The organism is Buttiauxella sp. BIGb0552, assembly GCF_004366275.1.
GTDB lineage: Bacteria > Pseudomonadota > Gammaproteobacteria > Enterobacterales > Enterobacteriaceae > Buttiauxella > Buttiauxella gaviniae.
The window spans coordinates 14,053-32,391 of the sequence record NZ_SODY01000012.1; the positions used below are offsets into that span (position 1 = coordinate 14,053).

At 49.6% G+C, this 18,339-nt stretch carries 14 protein-coding genes and 1 pseudogene; 3 read left to right on the forward strand and 12 right to left on the reverse strand.

The features are described 5' to 3' along the window. Nucleotides 1-33: 33 nt before the first annotated feature. Entirely contained in the window at nt 34-1,179 is a 1,146-nt protein-coding gene (locus EDF88_RS24025; protein WP_134187821.1) for an SIS domain-containing protein, read from the reverse strand. A 104-nt stretch (nt 1,180-1,283) separates the two neighbouring features. On the opposite strand from EDF88_RS24025, the gene EDF88_RS24030 reads away from it, so the two are divergent. Then, nucleotides 1,284-2,015, forward strand: a complete 732-nt coding sequence (locus EDF88_RS24030) for a GntR family transcriptional regulator (RefSeq protein ID WP_064515311.1) — start codon at nt 1,284-1,286, stop codon at nt 2,013-2,015. Here the strand turns inward: EDF88_RS24030 and EDF88_RS24035 are convergent. Next, nucleotides 2,005-3,318, reverse strand: coding sequence for a 6-phospho-beta-glucosidase (locus EDF88_RS24035; RefSeq protein ID WP_064515281.1), 1,314 nt, complete (start codon nt 3,316-3,318; stop codon nt 2,005-2,007). The two genes, EDF88_RS24030 and EDF88_RS24035, sit on opposite strands and share 11 nt — an antisense overlap. After that, nucleotides 3,311-4,663, reverse strand: coding sequence for a PTS sugar transporter subunit IIC (locus tag EDF88_RS24040; RefSeq protein WP_134187823.1), 1,353 nt, complete (start codon nt 4,661-4,663; stop codon nt 3,311-3,313). The genes EDF88_RS24035 and EDF88_RS24040 overlap by 8 nt, the downstream gene beginning before the upstream one ends. Before the next feature lie 290 nt (nt 4,664-4,953). Here EDF88_RS24040 and EDF88_RS24045 point away from each other — a divergent pair, with 290 nt between their 5' ends. Both EDF88_RS24045 and EDF88_RS24050 read left to right on the forward strand, forming a co-directional pair. Beyond that, nucleotides 4,954-5,262, forward strand: a complete 309-nt coding sequence (locus EDF88_RS24045) for a PTS sugar transporter subunit IIB (protein ID WP_034461506.1) — start codon at nt 4,954-4,956, stop codon at nt 5,260-5,262. 3 nt (nt 5,263-5,265) lie between these two features. After that, entirely contained in the window at nt 5,266-5,583 is a 318-nt protein-coding gene (locus EDF88_RS24050) for a PTS lactose/cellobiose transporter subunit IIA (RefSeq protein WP_034461505.1), read from the forward strand. 89 nt (nt 5,584-5,672) lie between these two features. On the opposite strand, the gene rpoC is transcribed toward EDF88_RS24050, so the two are convergent. The 9 genes and pseudogenes from rpoC to tuf form a co-directional block, all read right to left on the reverse strand. Next, nucleotides 5,673-9,899, reverse strand: coding sequence for a DNA-directed RNA polymerase subunit beta' (gene rpoC, locus EDF88_RS24055; RefSeq protein WP_064515278.1), 4,227 nt, complete (start codon nt 9,897-9,899; stop codon nt 5,673-5,675). A gap of 85 nt (nt 9,900-9,984) precedes the next feature. Continuing rightward, on the reverse strand, nt 9,985-14,013 hold the full coding sequence (gene rpoB, locus EDF88_RS24060; protein ID WP_134187825.1) for a DNA-directed RNA polymerase subunit beta: 4,029 nt from the start codon (nt 14,011-14,013) through the stop codon (nt 9,985-9,987). A 325-nt stretch (nt 14,014-14,338) separates the two neighbouring features. After that, on the reverse strand, nt 14,339-14,704 hold the full coding sequence (gene rplL, locus EDF88_RS24065; protein ID WP_064515273.1) for a 50S ribosomal protein L7/L12: 366 nt from the start codon (nt 14,702-14,704) through the stop codon (nt 14,339-14,341). A 66-nt stretch (nt 14,705-14,770) separates the two neighbouring features. Continuing rightward, nucleotides 14,771-15,268 carry a 50S ribosomal protein L10 gene (rplJ, locus tag EDF88_RS24070; protein WP_034461803.1) on the reverse strand — a complete coding sequence of 166 codons (498 nt, stop codon included), beginning with the start codon at nt 15,266-15,268 and terminating at the stop codon, nt 14,771-14,773. A 295-nt stretch (nt 15,269-15,563) separates the two neighbouring features. Further along, nucleotides 15,564-16,268, reverse strand: a complete 705-nt coding sequence (gene rplA / locus EDF88_RS24075; RefSeq protein ID WP_034461804.1) for a 50S ribosomal protein L1 — start codon at nt 16,266-16,268, stop codon at nt 15,564-15,566. A gap of 3 nt (nt 16,269-16,271) precedes the next feature. Next, nucleotides 16,272-16,700, reverse strand: coding sequence for a 50S ribosomal protein L11 (rplK, locus tag EDF88_RS24080; RefSeq protein WP_034492296.1), 429 nt, complete (start codon nt 16,698-16,700; stop codon nt 16,272-16,274). Between the two features lie 282 nt (nt 16,701-16,982). After that, complete coding sequence (gene nusG, locus EDF88_RS24090; RefSeq protein WP_064515271.1) at nt 16,983-17,528, reverse strand: transcription termination/antitermination protein NusG; 546 nt, start codon at nt 17,526-17,528, stop codon at nt 16,983-16,985. Nucleotide 17,529: 1 nt separating this feature from the next. Beyond that, a complete protein-coding gene (secE, locus tag EDF88_RS24095) occupies nt 17,530-17,913 on the reverse strand; it encodes a preprotein translocase subunit SecE (RefSeq protein WP_034461807.1) in 384 nt (127 codons plus the stop codon). A 234-nt stretch (nt 17,914-18,147) separates the two neighbouring features. Then, nucleotides 18,148-18,339: pseudogene (gene tuf, locus EDF88_RS24100) on the reverse strand (elongation factor Tu); the annotation flags it as partial.

Consider the following 18,339-nt stretch of genomic DNA (forward strand, 5'->3'; position numbering starts at 1 on the left):
ACTTTTCCTTTTCGTTGCCGCCACATCTTTCAATTAATAAACGGTCACTTTCGCGACTTTTGCAACTTTACCGTCTCGGGAAGGCATATCTGGAGTCACGCCCAGCGCAATGGCACTGTAAAGCCCGGCCAATTGCGCAAAGGCAACATAGAGTAATGTCGTCCAGGATTCGTGGTAATCCGCCAGCTCTGGTGCGGCAAAATGAAAATAACGATCTCCCGGTTTAACGCCTGCCGGTAACGCATCATGGCCGATGGCAATAATTTGCGCTGTGGCGCTTCGCTCACGGGTCAGTTCCGCCATCATGTCACTGTCATAGCGGTTGATTTCGGCGCGTGCGGCAAGATAACCGATAAGCGTGGCATCACGATTGATAATGAGCTTTGGCCCATGGCGGAATTCCAGCATTGAATGCCAGGCCGTCATCACCTGGCCGTTACCCATTTCCAGCAGTTTGAGGCTGGTTTCACAGGCTACGGCTTTTAGCGACAGAGAACCGACGACTACCACATTGTTGCGAGACTCTGCCGCCCACTTTTCGATATCAGCAGCATAGTGGTTGAGAAAATGGTTCATGCCGCGCTGCAAAACTGGCAGCACTTTTTCGGCTTCAGACCAGCCAGCAGGAGCCAACAGCAACATCAAATACCAAAGGGGAATGGTGAACTCGGAGGTCGCCGCAAAACTGCCGTTAGAAGTACCTTCTGGTACCGGGATAAACAGCCCTTCGCAATGCTGCTGTGCAAGTTGAGCAAGGCGGCTGCTGGCGTTGTTAGTGACACTGAGATGCTGCAATTTCTGGTTGGCGGCGAGTGCTCGCTCCACAACTTTCACTGTTTCCGGCGTGTTACCCGAGCTACTCACCGACACTAATACGGTATTGTCGTTCAGGCTTTCAGGCATCAGCACCAGATCGGTTGCCGGTACCACATCAATTTGATTTGGCACAATACTACGCAACCAGTTCACACTCGCCTGTGCCGCCAACAGCGAGGAACCCGCCCCTGTAATCAGGATTCGCGTGTCGGTATCACTTTTGCGCCAGAATGCCTGAATCTCAGCTTCATGTGCTTTGACACGTTCAAGCCCTTCTTGCCACAAACGGGGCTGAGCCACGATGGCTTCTACGGTCAAACTGGCTCCCTTTTGCTGCCAGAACGCTTCATTATGATTTAACATGTTTATTTTCCACCTGTTATGAAACTTGCGCCACGCCGAAGAAGTGCTTTAGCATGCCGACTTCCGCGCTATTTCAATTCATTAACAACCCTATCGGGGGAACCATGAAACCGGTATACATCCTTATTCGCGATACCCTTAAACGCGATATTCAGAACCAAAAATACCCGGTTGGCTCCCTGATCCCTTCTGAACGCGAGCTGGCGGAAACTTACCAGGTCACGCGTGCGACGGTGCAAAAAGCCATTGCCCATATGGAACAAGAAGGCCTGGTTAAAAAAGTGGTCGGCAAAGGTACCTACGTAAATCGCGCCTTTGCACCACCGGTGTATTTGCTCAACCCGAATGGAGAAAGCAGTGCGCTGGGCGTAACGAAAGAACTCAGTGGCAAAGTCGCCATCACCAGCCGCCTGATTTACCATGTGCAGCAACCTGCCGGTGAATACCTTGCCAACCAGTTTGGCGTGCCTGAAAACGAACCTGTTCATGCTATCCGCCGCGTTCGCCTGTTCGACGGCACTCCAGTTTTGGTCGAGGACAGCTACATTCCGTTAGCGATTGTCGATGCCATTGACGACGACGTGCTGCAAAACCACTCGCTGTACGCCTTTATCGAACAGAAGTGCCAACAAAAAATCGGTGGCACAGACTCCATGGTAGGAGCGAGCCTGTTTGACGATGTGATGGCAGCCCTGCTCGATATCCCCGTTAATTCACCCATGTTGCACATCAAAGAGAGCACCTGGCTTGAGGACGGCACGGTGTTTAACTACTCCTGGAGTTACAACCGCGGCGACCTCTTTAGAATGCGCAGCCGTAAAAACCTTATCCCTTAAAGAATTGCGGCAGATATTCGCGGTGTGCTTCGAGTAATTCATCAAGCACCACTTTTGCAACTTTGCCCGAAGGAACCAGTGGATTAAGGGTTAGCGCTTGCAAAGCTGCGCCGTAGTCACCCGTTACCGCTGCTTCCACCGCCATTTCTTCCCAGGCTTTCATCAGAGAAACTAAACCTGAAACTGTGGCAGGCAACGGATCGTTATTAAGCGGAATCGCACCGTAACGCCCAATAACACAAGTCGTTTCAATGGCGACGTTATCCGGCAGTGAACGAATCGCGCCGTTGTTACGCACGTTGACCGTCATCAGTAGATTTTTGTCGTTATAGATTGCGCTGATTAGCTCGCAGGCCGCTTCGGAGTAATACGCCCCACCGCGCTGCTCGAGCTGTTTTGGTTTTTCATGCAACTGCGGGTTTCTGTAAAGCTCAAATAACTCATGCTCGACCGCTTGCACCACTTCGCCACGCGTTCCATGTTCTTCAAATTCCTGAAGCTGCTTTTCCAGCACATCACTGGTGGCGTAGTAATACTGGTGATAAGGACATGGGATCACGCCAAGATGTTGGATTTGTTCCTGAAGCCATGGAATATCCGGGATATTTTTCGGTTTGTGTTCGCTGTCATATTTGAGATTTTTCAGCACGTCTGGCATGACATCTTTACCATCCATATAGACGTGGGTGCCATACAGGAAATGGTTCAAGCCAACGAGTTGCAGCAAGAAGCGAGATTTATCCACACCGAGAATTTCTGCCACCATACGCTGCATTGACTGGGATAAATTACATAGCCCGACGCATTTAATTTTGCTGTGTTTGATAACTGCTTCGGTGACGATACCACTCGGATTGGTGAAGTTAATCAGCCACGCATCCGGACACAGCTCTTCCATGTCGCGGCAGATATCCAGAATCACAGGAATGGTACGTAGTGCTTTAGCCAACCCACCCGCACCGTTTGTCTCCTGGCCAATTAGCCCGTGTGACAAGGGAATACGTTCGTCTTTAATACGCGCGTCTAATTGCCCCACCCGCAGTTGGGTTGTGACGAAGTCGGCATCTTTCAGCGCTTCGCGTCTGTCGAGCGTGAGATGAACCTGGCAGTCAATGCCAGCCGCCTCGACCATACGTTTTGCCAGATTTCCGACGATTTCCAGTTTTTCACGACCGGCTTCGACATCCACCAGCCAGATTTCACTAATTGGCATTTCGGCATAGCGTTGGATAAAACCTTCGATAATCTCTGGCGTATAAGAGCTACCGCCACCGATAGTCACTATCTTTAATTTTTTATTCATTACGCAATCCTTCTTTATACTCCAGGACTATTTCATCCTGATTGACGATACTTTCTTCCTGTTCGTTTTCTTCTCGCAGATATTGCTTATCCAGCGTCATAACGAATGGGTAATAAATTGTCATTGCGACTACGAGGTTAATTGCCTGAAAGAGCATGCCTTTCCAGCCGCAAATTAAAAAACCGCTAATAAAAATAGGCGTAGTCCAGGGTATTTCCAGACCGGATGTCAGTGGCAACCAGCCAAAAGCCATCGCGCTATAGGTTATTACGCATAGCACAACCGGAACGATGATAAAGGGGATAAATAGCAGCGGGTTTAGGGCAATAGGCACACCGAATATTATCGGCTCGTTGATATTAAAAATGGCGGCCGGCGAAGCGAGTTTCGCTATTTCACGCATGCGCTTGCTTTTAGCCCGAAACAACATCACCAGTAACATTGCGAGGGTAAATCCTGTACCACCACAAATTAAAAACACATCGCGGAACTGTTGAGTAATGATGTTGACTGGTGGCAAGCCTTGCTTCATGGCTTGCATATTTTCAAGCGTTAATGAGCGCCAGATTGGGCCCATAATAGCGGTCACAATAGAATCACCATGCAAACCAAAGAACCAGAAGAAACTGACAAAAAACTCCGCCACCATTTGTGATGGCAAGGTATTGCCCAACTGCATCATCGGCGCTTGCAGCACCTTAAAAATCATCTCTTGCGCTGTGCCAAACGGAGTCACTTCGAATAACAAGCGAATCAGCCAAAATGCCACGACGATAAGAAATGATGGAATTAATGAGCTAAAACTATTTGCCACCGCAGGAGGAACACTCGATGGCATAGAAATTGTCAAACGCGGGTGGTTAAGGAAACGATACAAGCGCACTGCTGTTACCGTCACAATCAGTGAAAGGAATAAACCCTGAGCACCCAGCGCGAAGGTTGGAATGACATCGCTGATTATCCCACCATTTTCTTGCGGAAGTTTATAAGGTGTGACAATCAAAAAACTGACGAGAGAAATAAGCGCACAGGATATTTCATTAAGTTGCCAACGTTTTGCCAGGCTAATGCTGGTACTCAAGACCACAAGTAATGCCATTACAGAATAGGTTGCATCCAGGACATAATTTAACTGCCCAATAAATTTCTCACCAAAAATACGAGTAATAAATTCGTTATAGCCAGGGATTGGCAAATTGGCTATCAGTAAAAAGAAAGAGCCAATAATGAGAAATGGCATAATCCGAATGAAGCCATCTTTAATAGCCGAGAGATAATCATTCCCTTCAATCTTCATTGCCAGGGGCAATATTTTTCTTTCCATAAAAGCAGTGAAATTTTGCATGTTGTGGCTCACTGTGCTGGTTCTGATGTTGGTGGTATATACCACTTAATTAAAGACTATGTAGTTCAGGGTTTTCTGTCAATGAAGCACAATGAGGTTTACCAGGATTAAGCGGGATTTGTGAGCAGCTCCACAATCGCAAGCGATCAGGGGAAACGCAAAATGTAACCGGTTTCAGTCCATCTAAGTTTCTTTTGTGACACCTCACACACAATCACTGCAAAGCGGTTGTTGTACCGGGGCGTCACGGATAATTATCTGTGTATCCAACGGACACTGAGAGCAGATCTATGAAGAATATCGTTTTGTGTTGTGCAGCGGGTATGTCGACTAGCATTTTGGTCCAACGTATGAAGGACGCCGCTCAGAAGAAAGGTATTGAAGTCTCAATCAAGGCAGTGCCGGTTGCAGAATTTAAAGACAATATCGACACCGCCGATATCGTGCTGCTGGGTCCACAGGTTAAATACGAACACGCTAAGCTACAGGCGATTGCAGAGCCGATGGGTAAAACGGTTGCTGTTATCGACATGATGGATTACGGCATGATGAAAGGCGATGTTGTGCTCGAGAAAGCTTTGAAAATGATGGAGTCATAAGACGTGGAAGATTTAGAAACGATTATCATGGAATTGTTGGTTAATGCCGGTAGCGCGCGCAGCCAGGCACTGACAGCTCTGCAAATGGCCCGTAAAGGTGATTTCGTAGCAGCTCAACAAGCGATGGAAGAGTCTCGTGAGTTTGTGAAACATGCGCATAAAATTCAGACCCAACTTATCGGGTTAGATGAAGGCACTGGCAAACTGCCGGTTAACTTGATTACCGTACACTCCCAGGACCACCTGATGAACGCGATGGTGATTCAGGATTTAGCAGAAGACATGATTGAACTGTATCGCCGCCTGCCGCTAGCTAACTGATTTTTATTTCTTTCAGTTTTAACGCTTCAGATTTCAGGCATAAAAAAACCGCTCTTTCGAGCGGTTTTTGTTTTTGGCGTATCTAACGATTAATCGTTATCGTTACCGCCCAGATTACCTGCGTTCAGCAATTCTGCCAGGCTGGCAGTTGCATCCGCTGCGGTGACCTGAGGTACAACTGGCGCTTCGCCCGCTGCACGACGGCGCATACGATCCTGGTGGTACGCATAACCGGTACCAGCTGGGATCAAACGACCGACGATAACGTTCTCTTTCAGGCCGCGCAGTTCGTCACGTTTACCCGCAACAGCTGCTTCGGTAAGCACACGAGTAGTCTCCTGGAACGATGCCGCGGAGATGAAGGACTCGGTTGCCAGAGAGGCTTTGGTGATACCCAGCAGATCACGTGAGAAGGACACGTTAATCTTGCCGTTCGCTTCCAGTTCGCGGTTAGCGATCTTGACGCGAGAGTATTCAGCCTGCTCACCTTCCAGGAAGTCAGAGCTACCAGCGTTAACGATGGTTGCTTTACGCAACATCTGACGCACGATGACTTCGATGTGTTTATCGTTAATCTTAACGCCTTGCAGACGGTAAACGTCCTGCACTTCGTTGGTGATATAACGAGTCACAGCATACACGCCACGCAGACGCAGAATGTCGTGCGGAGATTCTGGACCATCGGAAACAACGTCACCGCGTTCTACAACTTCGCCTTCGAACACGTTCAGCTGACGCCACTTAGGAATCATCTCTTCGTAAGCATCGCTGCCGTCGAGTGGAGAGATAACCAGACGGCGTTTGCCTTTGGTTTCTTTACCGAACGAGATGATCCCGCTGATTTCAGCAAGGATAGCTGGCTCTTTCGGACGACGCGCTTCGAACAGGTCAGCAACGCGTGGCAGACCACCGGTGATGTCCTTGGTACCACTTGATTCCTGAGGAATACGCGCCAGCGCGTCACCAGAGTGAATCTGAGTACCATCTTCCAGCTGAACAATCGCTTTACCTGGCAGGAAGTACTGAGCTGGCATATCTGTACCAGGGATCAGAACGTCGTTGCCTTGAGCATCAACAATTTTCAGTGCTGGACGCAGATCTTTACCACCCGCGGTACGTTCTGCAGAATCCAGAACAACCAGAGATGACAGACCTGTCAGTTCGTCAGTTTGACGAGTAATGGTCTGGCCGTCGACCATGTCAGTAAAGCGGATGAAACCACTTACTTCAGAGACGACTGGCATGGTGTGCGGATCCCAGTTTGCTACGGTTTCGCCCGCTGCAATCTGCTCGCCATCACCTTTACCCATTACCGCACCGTAAGGAACTTTATAGCTCTCTTTAGTACGACCGAATTCATCAATCAGTTTCAGCTCGGTGTTACGAGAAGTGACGACCAGTTTCCCGGCGGAGTTCACAACCGACTTAGCGTTGCTGAGCTTGATGCTACCTTTGTTCTTAACCTGAATGCTGGATTCAGCAGCCGAACGAGATGCCGCACCACCGATGTGGAACGTACGCATCGTCAGCTGAGTACCTGGTTCACCGATGGACTGTGCCGCGATAACCCCGATAGCTTCACCTTTGTTGATGATGTGACCACGAGCCAGGTCGCGACCATAGCAGTGTGCACACACGCCGAAGTCGGTTTCACAACCAACAACAGAACGTACTTTCACGCTATCAACAGAGTTAAGTTCTAACACGTCACACCACTGCTCATCGATCAGCGTGTTACGAGTTACCAGGATGTCTGCAGTACCCGGCTTGATCACATCTTCAGCCGTTACACGGCCCAGAACGCGGTCGCGCAGTGGTTCTTTAACATCGCCGCCTTCGATAACCGGAGTCATCGTGATACCTTCGAGGGTGCCACAATCGTCTTCGGTAACAACCAAGTCCTGTGCAACGTCAACCAGACGACGCGTCAGATAACCGGAGTTCGCAGTTTTCAGTGCGGTATCCGCCAAGCCTTTACGAGCACCGTGCGTGGAGATGAAGTACTGGAGTACGTTCAGACCTTCACGGAAGTTCGCGGTGATTGGCGTTTCGATGATGGAGCCATCTGGCTTAGCCATCAGACCACGCATACCTGCCAACTGACGAATCTGTGCTGCAGAACCACGAGCACCGGAGTCGGCCATCATGTAAATGCTGTTGAAGGAAACTTGCTGCTCTTCGACGCCGTCACGGTTAATAACGGATTCAGTTTGCAGGTTGTCCATCATCGCTTTAGATACACGATCGTTCGCCGCAGCCCAGATATCGATGACTTTGTTATAGCGTTCGCCGGCTGTTACCAGACCAGACTGGAACTGTTCCTGAATTTCAGCAACTTCAGCTTCCGCTTCAGAGATGATTTCAGTTTTCTTCGCAGGGATGACCATGTCATCGATACCAACGGATACACCTGAACGCGCTGCATAAGCAAAGCCGGTGTACATCGTTTGGTCAGCAAAGATTACCGTAGGCTTCAGGCCCAGAATACGATAACAAGTGTTCAGCATTTTGGAGATTGCCTTCTTGCCCAGCGCCTGGTTGACGATGGAGTAAGGCAGACCTTTCGGTACGATCATCCACAAAATCGCACGACCTACGGTGGTGTCGATAATGCTGGTTTTGGCAACGAACTCTTCGTTCTCGCCTTTTTCATATTCAGTGATACGCACTTTTACACGCGCATGCAGAGAGGCCAGACCTGCGCGATAGATACGCTCAGCTTCTTTAGGGCCAGTCAGCACCATGCCTTCGCCTTTGGCGTTAACACAGTCACGGGTCATGTAGTACAGACCCAATACAACGTCCTGAGAAGGAACGATGATTGGCTCGCCGTTCGCTGGTGACAGGATGTTGTTGGTAGACATCATCAGCGCACGCGCTTCCAACTGAGCTTCAAGCGTCAGTGGAACGTGTACTGCCATCTGGTCACCATCGAAGTCGGCGTTATATGCCGCACAAACCAGCGGGTGCAGCTGGATAGCTTTACCTTCGATCAGTACAGGTTCAAATGCCTGGATACCCAAACGGTGCAGAGTTGGTGCACGGTTCAGCAGTACCGGGTGTTCGCGGATAACTTCGTCCAGGATATCCCAAACGACAGCTTCTTCGCGCTCAACCATTTTCTTCGCAGCTTTAATGGTGGTAGCAAGACCACGCAGTTCCAGCTTGCCGTAGATGAACGGTTTGAACAGCTCCAGTGCCATTTTCTTCGGCAGACCGCACTGATGCAGACGCAGGTATGGACCTACGGTGATTACAGAACGACCGGAGTAGTCAACACGTTTACCCAACAAGTTCTGACGGAAACGACCCTGCTTACCTTTGATCATATCAGCCAAAGATTTCAGAGGACGCTTGTTAGAACCGGTGATGGCACGACCGCGACGGCCGTTATCCAGCAGGGCATCTACCGCTTCCTGCAGCATACGTTTTTCGTTACGTACGATGATGTCAGGAGCAGCCAGATCCAGCAGACGTTTCAGACGGTTGTTACGGTTGATAACGCGACGATACAGATCGTTCAGATCTGAAGTTGCGAAACGACCACCATCCAGCGGTACCAGTGGACGCAGATCTGGCGGCAGAACCGGCAGAACTGTCAGGATCATCCACTCTGGTTTGTTACCAGACTGAACGAACGCTTCCAGCAGTTTGATACGCTTGGTCAGCTTTTTGCGTTTGGTTTCAGAGTTGGTTTCATTCAGCTCTTCACGCAGAGTTTCACACTCTTGCTCCAGATCCATGTTTTTCAACAAGGCCTGAATAGCTTCCGCACCCATCTTCGCATCGAATTCGTCACCGAACTCTTCCAGCGCATCCAGATACTGCTCTTCAGTCAGGATCTGACGACGCTCGAGGTTGGTCATACCGCCTTCGATAACCACATATGATTCGAAGTAAAGTACACGTTCGATATCACGCAGTGGCATATCCAGCAGCAAGCCGATACGAGACGGCAGTGACTTCAGGAACCAAATGTGCGCAGTTGGGGAAGCCAGTTCGATGTGACCCATGCGCTCACGGCGCACTTTAGTTTGGGTTACTTCAACGCCGCACTTCTCACAAATAACGCCACGGTGCTTCAAGCGCTTGTACTTACCGCACAGGCACTCATAGTCTTTTACTGGCCCAAAAATACGAGCACAGAACAGACCGTCACGTTCTGGTTTGAACGTACGGTAGTTAATGGTTTCCGGCTTTTTAACTTCGCCGAACGACCAAGAACGGATCATGTCTGGCGATGCCAGAGCAATTTTGATCGCATCAAACTCTTCGGTCTTAGTTTGCGCTTTCAGAAACTTAAGTAAGTCTTTCACGGATTAGCTCCCGTCGGAGTGAGACTTCTCAGAGACGTCCGGTGTGACCCGGACATCCTGTAACCAGTACAGCAGATACGAGTTATTACTCGCCTTCCAGCTCGATGTTGATACCCAGCGAACGGATTTCTTTCAACAGTACGTTGAAGGATTCCGGCATGCCTGGTTCCATCTGATGATTACCATCCACGATGTTTTTATACATCTTGGTACGGCCATTAACGTCATCAGACTTAACAGTCAGCATTTCCTGCAGAGTATAAGCAGCACCGTATGCTTCCAGTGCCCACACTTCCATCTCACCGAAGCGTTGACCACCGAACTGAGCCTTACCACCCAGCGGCTGCTGAGTAACCAGGCTGTAAGAACCGGTAGAACGCGCGTGCATTTTGTCATCAACCAAGTGGTTCAGTTTCAGCATGTACATGTAACCTACGGTTACTGGACGCTCAAACTGCTCACCGCTACGGCCATCAAACAGTGTGATCTGACCGGAAGTCGGCAGGCCACCCAGTTGCAACAGCTCTTTGATTTCCGACTCTTTCGCACCGTCGAATACCGGAGTAGCAATCGGCATACCTTTTTTCAGGTTCTCAGCCAGACGCAGAACTTCATCGTCGGTGAAGGTGTTCAAGTCAACTTTCTGACGAACATCTGAACCAAGGTCGTATGCTTTCTGGATAAATTCGCGCAGCTTGGAAACTTCTTCGTGCTTCTTCAGCATGGCGTTGATTTTCTCGCCGATGCCTTTAGCAGCCATACCCAAGTGGGTTTCCAGAATCTGACCGATGTTCATACGAGATGGTACGCCCAACGGGTTCAGTACGATGTCTACAGGCGTGCCGTTTTCATCGTAAGGCATATCTTCGATCGGGTTGATCTTGGAGATAACACCTTTGTTCCCGTGACGACCTGCCATCTTGTCACCAGGCTGGATCTGACGTTTAACGGCCAGATACACTTTAACGATTTTCAGCACGCCAGGTGCCAGGTCATCGCCCTGAGTGATTTTGCGGCGCTTAGCTTCAAGTTTCTTCTCAAACTCGTGCTTCAGCTCGTCGTACTGCTCTGCCAGCTGTTCCAGCTGGTTTTGCTTATCTTCGTCAGTCAGACCCAGTTCCAACCAGCGATCGCGTGGCAATTTGTCGAGCTTCTCAGCTTCAACACCGCCAGCAACCAGCACAGCATGGATACGAGCAAACAGACCAGCTTCAAAGATTTGCAGTTCTTCAGTCAGGTCTTTCTTCGCCTGCTTCAGTTGCATCTCTTCGATTTCCAGCGCGCGCTTGTCTTTTTCCACGCCATCGCGGGTAAAGACTTGCACATCGATGATGGTGCCGGAAACGCCGTTTGGTACGCGCAGAGAAGAGTCTTTAACGTCAGACGCTTTCTCACCGAAGATTGCACGCAGCAGTTTCTCTTCTGGAGTCAGCTGGGTTTCACCTTTAGGCGTTACCTTACCAACCAGAATGTCACCACCGGTCACTTCAGCACCGATATAAACGATACCGGATTCATCCAGTTTGGAGAGAGCTGCTTCACCCACGTTAGGGATGTCAGCGGTGATCTCTTCTGGCCCAAGCTTAGTGTCACGAGACACGCACGCCAGTTCCTGGATGTGAATAGTTGTGAAACGATCTTCCTGAACAACACGCTCGGATACGAGGATGGAGTCTTCGAAGTTGTAACCGTTCCACGGCATGAACGCTACGCGCATGTTCTGGCCAAGAGCCAGTTCACCGAGGTCAGTAGACGGACCGTCTGCCAACACATCGCCACGTTCAACAGGTTCGCCCAGAGAAACACATGGCATCTGGTTGATGCAGGTGTTCTGGTTCGAACGGGTGTATTTGGTCAGGTTGTAGATGTCGATACCAGCTTCACCAGCCAGCATTTCGTCTTCGTTAACTTTGATAACGATACGAGACGCATCAACGTACTGAACAGTACCGCCACGTTTAGCAACCGCAGTAACACCGGAGTCAACGGCAACAGCACGTTCCATACCAGTACCAACCAGCGGCTTATCAGCACGCAAAGTTGGAACGGCCTGACGTTGCATGTTCGCACCCATCAATGCACGGTTGGCGTCATCGTGTTCCAGGAACGGGATCAGGGACGCACCGACGGAAACTACCTGTTGGGTAGAAACGTCCATGTAGTCAACCTGGTCGTTACTGAACAAGCTGGATTCACCTTTACTACGGCAAGTTACAAGGTCGTCTACGAAACGGCCTTCTTCGTCCAGATTGGTGTTAGCCTGAGCGATGACATAGTTACCTTCTTCAATTGCAGAAAGGTAATGGATTTCGTCAGTGACAACACCTTCAACAACGCGACGATACGGAGTTTCTAAGAAACCGTATTCGTTAGTCTGTGCATAAACAGACAGGGAGTTGATCAGACCGATGTTCGGACCTTCAGGGGTTTCGATTGGACATACACGACCGTAGTGAGTTGGGTGTACGTCACGTACTTCGAAGCCTGCACGCTCACGGGTCAAACCACCCGGGCCGAGTGCGGAGATACGACGTTTGTGCGTAATCTCAGACAACGGGTTGTTCTGGTCCATGAACTGAGACAGCTGGCTGGAACCGAAGAACTCTTTAACCGCAGCAGAGATAGGCTTGGCGTTGATCATATCCTGAGGCATCAGGGTATCGAGGTCGCCCAAAGACAGACGCTCTTTAACCGCACGCTCTACACGTACCAGGCCAACGCGGAATTGGTTTTCCGCCATTTCGCCAACGGAACGGATACGACGGTTGCCGAGGTGGTCGATATCATCCACTTCGCCCTGACCGTTACGAATACCGATCAGCTTACGCATAACCTGGATGATGTCGTCTTTGCTCAGGATGCCTGAACCTTCGATTTCATCACGCAGCAGAGAACGGTTGAACTTCATACGACCAACCGCAGACAAGTCATAGCGGTCTTCAGAGAAGAACAGGTTCTCGAACAGGTTTTCAGCTGCTTCGCGAGTTGGTGGCTCGCCAGGACGCATCATGCGATAGATTTCAACCAGCGCGCTCAGGCGATCGCTAGTTGGGTCGACACGGATGGTCTCAGAAATGTATGCACCGTGATCCAGGTCGTTGGTAAACAGCGTTTCGATACGCTTATGACCACACTGGCTCAGTTTAGCTAACAAGTCCAAAGACAGTTCCATGTTCGCTGCGCAAATCAGTTCGCCAGTCGATGCATCAACGTAGTCTTTAGCCGCGACTTTACCAGCAATGTATTCAACCGGAACTTCGATAAGCTTAATATCGTCTTTTTCCAGCTGGCGAATATGGCGCGCTGTGATACGGCGGCTTTTTTCGACATAGATTTTGCCGTTAGCTTCGATGTCAAAGGATGCAGTCTCACCACGAAGGCGTTCTGGCACCAATTCCATCTGCAGCTTGTTGTCACGGATTTCGAAATAAACTTTCTCAAAGAACAGATCAAGAATCTGCTCAGTGGTGAACTGCAATGCACGCAGAATGATAGTCGCAGGCAGTTTGCGGCGACGGTCGATACGTACAAACAGGTTGTCTTTCGGGTCGAACTCGAAATCCAGCCAGGAACCACGGTAAGGGATGATACGTGCGTTATACAGCACCTTCCCGGAAGAGTGGGTTTTACCTTTGTCACTATCAAAGAACACACCTGGGCTACGGTGCAACTGAGAAACGATAACGCGCTCAGTACCGTTAATAACGAAGGTGCCGTTATCTGTCATGAGTGGAATTTCACCCATGTAAACTTCTTGTTCTTTAATATCTTTAACGGTGCCTTCCGGCGCTTCACGTTCGTAGATCACCAGGCGCAGTTTTACGCGCAGCGGAGCGGAATACGTCACGCCGCGGATCTGACATTCTTTAACGTCAAATACCGGCTCACCCAGACGATAGCTCACATATTGCAGCTCAGAGTTACCGCTGTAGCTTGCAATAGGGAACACGGAACGGAAAGCCGCTTCCAGACCGTACTGGCCTTCAGGATCTTGCTCGATGAACTTCTGGAACGAGTCAAGCTGGATAGAAAGGAGATAAGGAATGTCCAAAACTTGTGGACGCTTTCCAAAATCCTTACGAATACGTTTTTTCTCGGTATAGGAGTAAACCATTAGGGTTCCTCAGCTCGCTGACAAGTCGACCCATCTGCCCGACAAGGGGACAGTTTGTGCAACACTATTTTGTGGACCGGAAAGTGGAACACTTTCCGCAATACCTGTTTCTATCACTCTTAAACCATTTCGCCACGCTTTACCCCGGAACTCCCGGCATAGAAAGTCGTAGTATATTAAGGCGTAGATAGAGACAAACATTGAAAGGAAACCAGCAGTCAAACAGTGTGAAACGCTACTGGTACCCTACAGCGCAAAAAGGCTGGTGACTAAAAAGTCACCAGCCATCAGCCTAATTTCTCAGGCTGCAACCGGAAAGATTGGCTTATTTAACTTCAACTTCAGCGCCAGCTTCTTCCAGAGTTTTCTTCAGAGATTCTGCGTCATCTTTGCTCACGCCTTCTTTCAGCGCAGCTGGAGCGGATTCAACCAGGTCTTTAGCTTCTTTCAAGCCCAGGCCAGTTGCGCTACGAACTGCTTTGATAACGGCAACTTTGTTAGCGCCAGCAGCTTTCAGAATAACGTCGAACTCAGTTTTCTCTTCTACAGCTTCAGCAGCAGCAGCAGGGCCTGCAACAGCAGCAGCAGCGGAAACACCGAATTTTTCTTCCATTGCAGAAATCAGTTCAACAATGTCCATTACAGACATAGCGGATACTGCTTCAATGATTTGATCTTTAGTGATAGACATAACAATTGTTCCTGAAAATCAGAATAAGTTTATACGTAAGCAAGTGCGTTAGAAAGGAAAGCGCTATTAAGCAGCTTCTTTCTGATCGCGTACAGCAGCCAGAGTGCGAACCAATTTGCCTGCAGAGGCTTCTTTCATGGTTGCCATCAGGCGTGCGATTGCTTCTTCGTAAGTTGGCAGAGTTGCCAGGCGATCGATCTGGGCCGCCGGGATCAGCTCACCTTCAAAGGCTGCAGCTTTAACCTCGAATTTTGCATTCGCTTTAGCGAATTCTTTGAACAGACGAGCAGCTGCGCCCGGGTGTTCCATAGAATATGCAATCAAGGTTGGACCAACAAACGTGTCTTTCAGGCACTCAAACTGAGTACCTTCAACAACGCGGCGCAGCAAGGTGTTACGAACAACACGCATGTAAACGCCAGCTTCACGACCTGCTTTACGCAGTTCAGTCATTTTACCTACGGTCACGCCACGGGAATCCGCAACAACCGCAGACAGCGCACCTTTGGCTACTTCGCTGACTTCAGCAACAATCGCTTGTTTGTCTTGAAGATTTAAAGCCATTAGCTTTGCTCCTGGATATTAGCCGGGGTTTCCCCCGGAACTCACTTCATTCATTACCAAAACGATAATGAACGTCGACATACGGTGAGCAGAAACAAGCCAAAGACTATCAAAAATATTCTTCAGGTTCTGTCACCGTCTACGCAGGGAATTAAGTCTCTCGCGAAACTCCTGCGGTCTTGGACGGAGGCCTGGATAAGGCCAGGCTCCAACCGAAAATTCTTTGTGCCTTACATTGTAAGGCAACGGGCGTAGGATTTTAGACCAATCTAACGCCCGCGTAAAGCAGTGAATCTTAGTTCACTACTGCGCTCAGACCAGATTGGTCGACCGCAACACCTGCACCCATAGTGGTAGACAGGCTAACTTTCTTAATGAAAACGCCTTTAGCTTGAGATGGTTTAGCTTTTTTCAGCGCAACCAGCAGAGCTTCCAGGTTTTCTTTCAGTTTGTCAGTGTCAAAATCCACTTTACCGATGGTGGTGTGAATGATGCCGTTTTTGTCGTTACGGTAACGAACCTGACCAGCTTTAGCGTTCTTAACCGCTTCAGCAACGTTAGGAGTTACAGTACCAACTTTCGGGTTAGGCATCAGGCCACGTGGACCCAGAACCTGGCCCAGTTGGCCAACAACGCGCATTGCATCTGGAGATGCGATAACAACGTCAAAGTTCATTTCGCCTTTTTTGATCTGGTCAGCCAGATCTTCCATACCTACCAGCTCAGCGCCAGCAGCTTTAGCTGCTTCAGCGTTAGGGCCTTGGGCAAATACGGCTACGCGAACTGAACGGCCAGTACCGTGCGGCAGTACAGTTGCACCACGTACGTTCTGGTCAGATTTACGAGCGTCGATGCCGAGGTTTACAGCAACGTCAACGCTTTCTACGAATTTCGCAGTGGCCAGCTCTTTGAGCAAAGCAACGGCTTCGTTGATGTCATACTGTTTAGTTGCATCAACTTTGTCACGGATCACGCGCATGCGCTTGGTCAGTTTAGCCATTTCTTAATCCTCCACTACCAGGCCCATGGAACGAGCAGTACCTTCGATGGAGCGAGTCATCGCTTCAACGTCAGAACCAGTCATGTCCGCAGCTTTGGTTTCTGCGATTTCACGCACCTGAGCACGGGTCACTTTACCCACTTTGTCTTTGTTCGGCTTGCCAGAACCAGACTTGATACCTGCAGCTTTCTTCAACAGAACAGCAGCCGGTGGAGTTTTAGTAACGAAAGTGAAAGAACGGTCAGCATAAACGGTAATAACAACCGGAATTGGCAGACCTTTCTCCAGGGATTCAGTTTTGGCGTTAAACGCTTTACAGAATTCCATGATGTTCACACCTTGTTGGCCCAGAGCTGGACCAACTGGTGGACTTGGGTTCGCCATACCAGCTGCAACTTGCAGCTTGACGTAGGCTTGTACTTTCTTAGCCATCTTAATTTCCTCTAGTGGGTTATAGCGCCTTAAACAATGAAGGCTCCCCGTGAATAATTCGTTCTACGCGCGCAAGACGCATAAAAACAAAAGGCGCGAAATTGTATTCCAATCTCGCGCCCTGTGCAACGATTAATCGCTGCTTTTATACCCTTCATACTTCAAGTTGCATGTGCGTTGGCTTTTTTCGCTCGCCTCAGTCACTTACTAAAGTAAGCTCCAGGAGATTCACTGCGTCGCCGCCTTCCTGCAACTCGAATTATTTTGGTTATAACCTAGTTACTAGGCTTTCTCTACCTGAGCAAAATCAAGCTCAACCGGCGTAGCACGACCGAAGATAGATACAGAAACCTTCAAGCGGCTCTTTTCGTAATCTACTTCTTCAACTACACCGTTAAAGTCAGCAAATGGACCATCGCTGACGCGTACCATTTCGCCTGGTTCAAACAGCGTTTTAGGACGCGGCTTATCACCAGCCTGTTGCAGGCGGTTCATAATCGCATCAACTTCTTTATCGCTGATTGGCGCAGGACGGTCAGAAGTACCGCCGATGAAACCCATCACGCGCGGAACACTGCGCACTAAGTGCCAGCTCGCGTCGTTCATAACCATCTGGACCAGAACATAGCCCGGGAAGAATTTGCGCTCGCTTTTGCGACGCTGGCCACCACGGATTTCGACCACTTCTTCGGTCGGAACCATGACTTCACCAAACAACTCTTCCATGTTGTGCAATTTGATGTGCTCACGCAGCGATGTTGCTACGCGGCCTTCAAAACCGGAAAACGCCTGAACGACGTACCAGCGCATTTTAGGGGCTTCAGACATCTCAGAACCTCAGGCCAGTAATAAAAGAAACCAGGCGGACAAGAATACCGTCCAGCCCCCACAAAATCAGTGACATTACAGCAGTAACTGCCGCCACGATTAAGGTGGTGTGTAAAGTCTCCTGGCGAGTTGGCCAAATAACTTTACGAACTTCAGTTCTTGCTTCGCGGGCGAAAGCAACAGTCGCTTTGCCTTTCGTCGTTAACAGCGCGACACCACCCGCTGCAGCAATCAGAACAACCACTGCCAGGGCACGCAGAGGCAGAGATACATCACGATAAATGTAGTTGCCCACGATCGCCACAATCAGCAGAGCAGCAACTGCCAGCCACTTCATCGCTTCCAGGCCGCGCCCGCTTCCTTGAGCTTCGGTATTCGCACTCATAAACCAACCCGTCACAATAATTCAGACAAACATTTTTGCCCCGCATACGCGAGGCAAAACCAGACCGAATGGCTCTTTTCAGGCACTATTCGGTATAACGCCATCTTCAGAGCCTGTCTCAGCAATGATTATGAGTAAAAAATCACTGATGAGCCAGGTTCTGGACAGAGAGCGTGCAAAAAGGGCATCAAATGATGCCCTTTTCTTGCGCGTTGCGTCAAATGTTATCCGCGATTAAGCGATAACTTTAGCAACAACGCCCGCGCCTACAGTACGGCCGCCTTCACGGATTGCGAAACGCAGACCGTCGTCCATCGCGATTGGGTGGATAAGGGTAACAACCATTTTGATGTTGTCGCCCGGCATTACCATCTCAACGCCTTCTGGCAGTTCGATGGTGCCAGTCACGTCAGTTGTACGGAAGTA

What these genes read in the sequence shown, in the direction of transcription:
- EDF88_RS24040 (WP_134187823.1), bottom strand. Translation starts at nt 4,663, where the DNA reads ATGCAAAATTTCACTGCTTTTATGGAAAGAAAAATATTGCCCCTGGCA.
- EDF88_RS24035 (WP_064515281.1), bottom strand. Translation starts at nt 3,318, where the DNA reads ATGAATAAAAAATTAAAGATAGTGACTATCGGTGGCGGTAGCTCTTAT.
- rpoB (WP_134187825.1), bottom strand. Translation starts at nt 14,013, where the DNA reads ATGGTTTACTCCTATACCGAGAAAAAACGTATTCGTAAGGATTTTGGA.
- secE (WP_034461807.1), bottom strand. Translation starts at nt 17,913, where the DNA reads ATGAGTGCGAATACCGAAGCTCAAGGAAGCGGGCGCGGCCTGGAAGCG.
- EDF88_RS24025 (WP_134187821.1), bottom strand. Translation starts at nt 1,179, where the DNA reads ATGTTAAATCATAATGAAGCGTTCTGGCAGCAAAAGGGAGCCAGTTTG.
- rplA (WP_034461804.1), bottom strand. Translation starts at nt 16,268, where the DNA reads ATGGCTAAACTGACCAAGCGCATGCGCGTGATCCGTGACAAAGTTGAT.
- rplL (WP_064515273.1), bottom strand. Translation starts at nt 14,704, where the DNA reads ATGTCTATCACTAAAGATCAAATCATTGAAGCAGTATCCGCTATGTCT.
- rplJ (WP_034461803.1), bottom strand. Translation starts at nt 15,268, where the DNA reads ATGGCTTTAAATCTTCAAGACAAACAAGCGATTGTTGCTGAAGTCAGC.
- nusG (WP_064515271.1), bottom strand. Translation starts at nt 17,528, where the DNA reads ATGTCTGAAGCCCCTAAAATGCGCTGGTACGTCGTTCAGGCGTTTTCC.
- rplK (WP_034492296.1), bottom strand. Translation starts at nt 16,700, where the DNA reads ATGGCTAAGAAAGTACAAGCCTACGTCAAGCTGCAAGTTGCAGCTGGT.
- EDF88_RS24045 (WP_034461506.1), top strand. Translation starts at nt 4,954, where the DNA reads ATGAAGAATATCGTTTTGTGTTGTGCAGCGGGTATGTCGACTAGCATT.
- EDF88_RS24030 (WP_064515311.1), top strand. Translation starts at nt 1,284, where the DNA reads ATGAAACCGGTATACATCCTTATTCGCGATACCCTTAAACGCGATATT.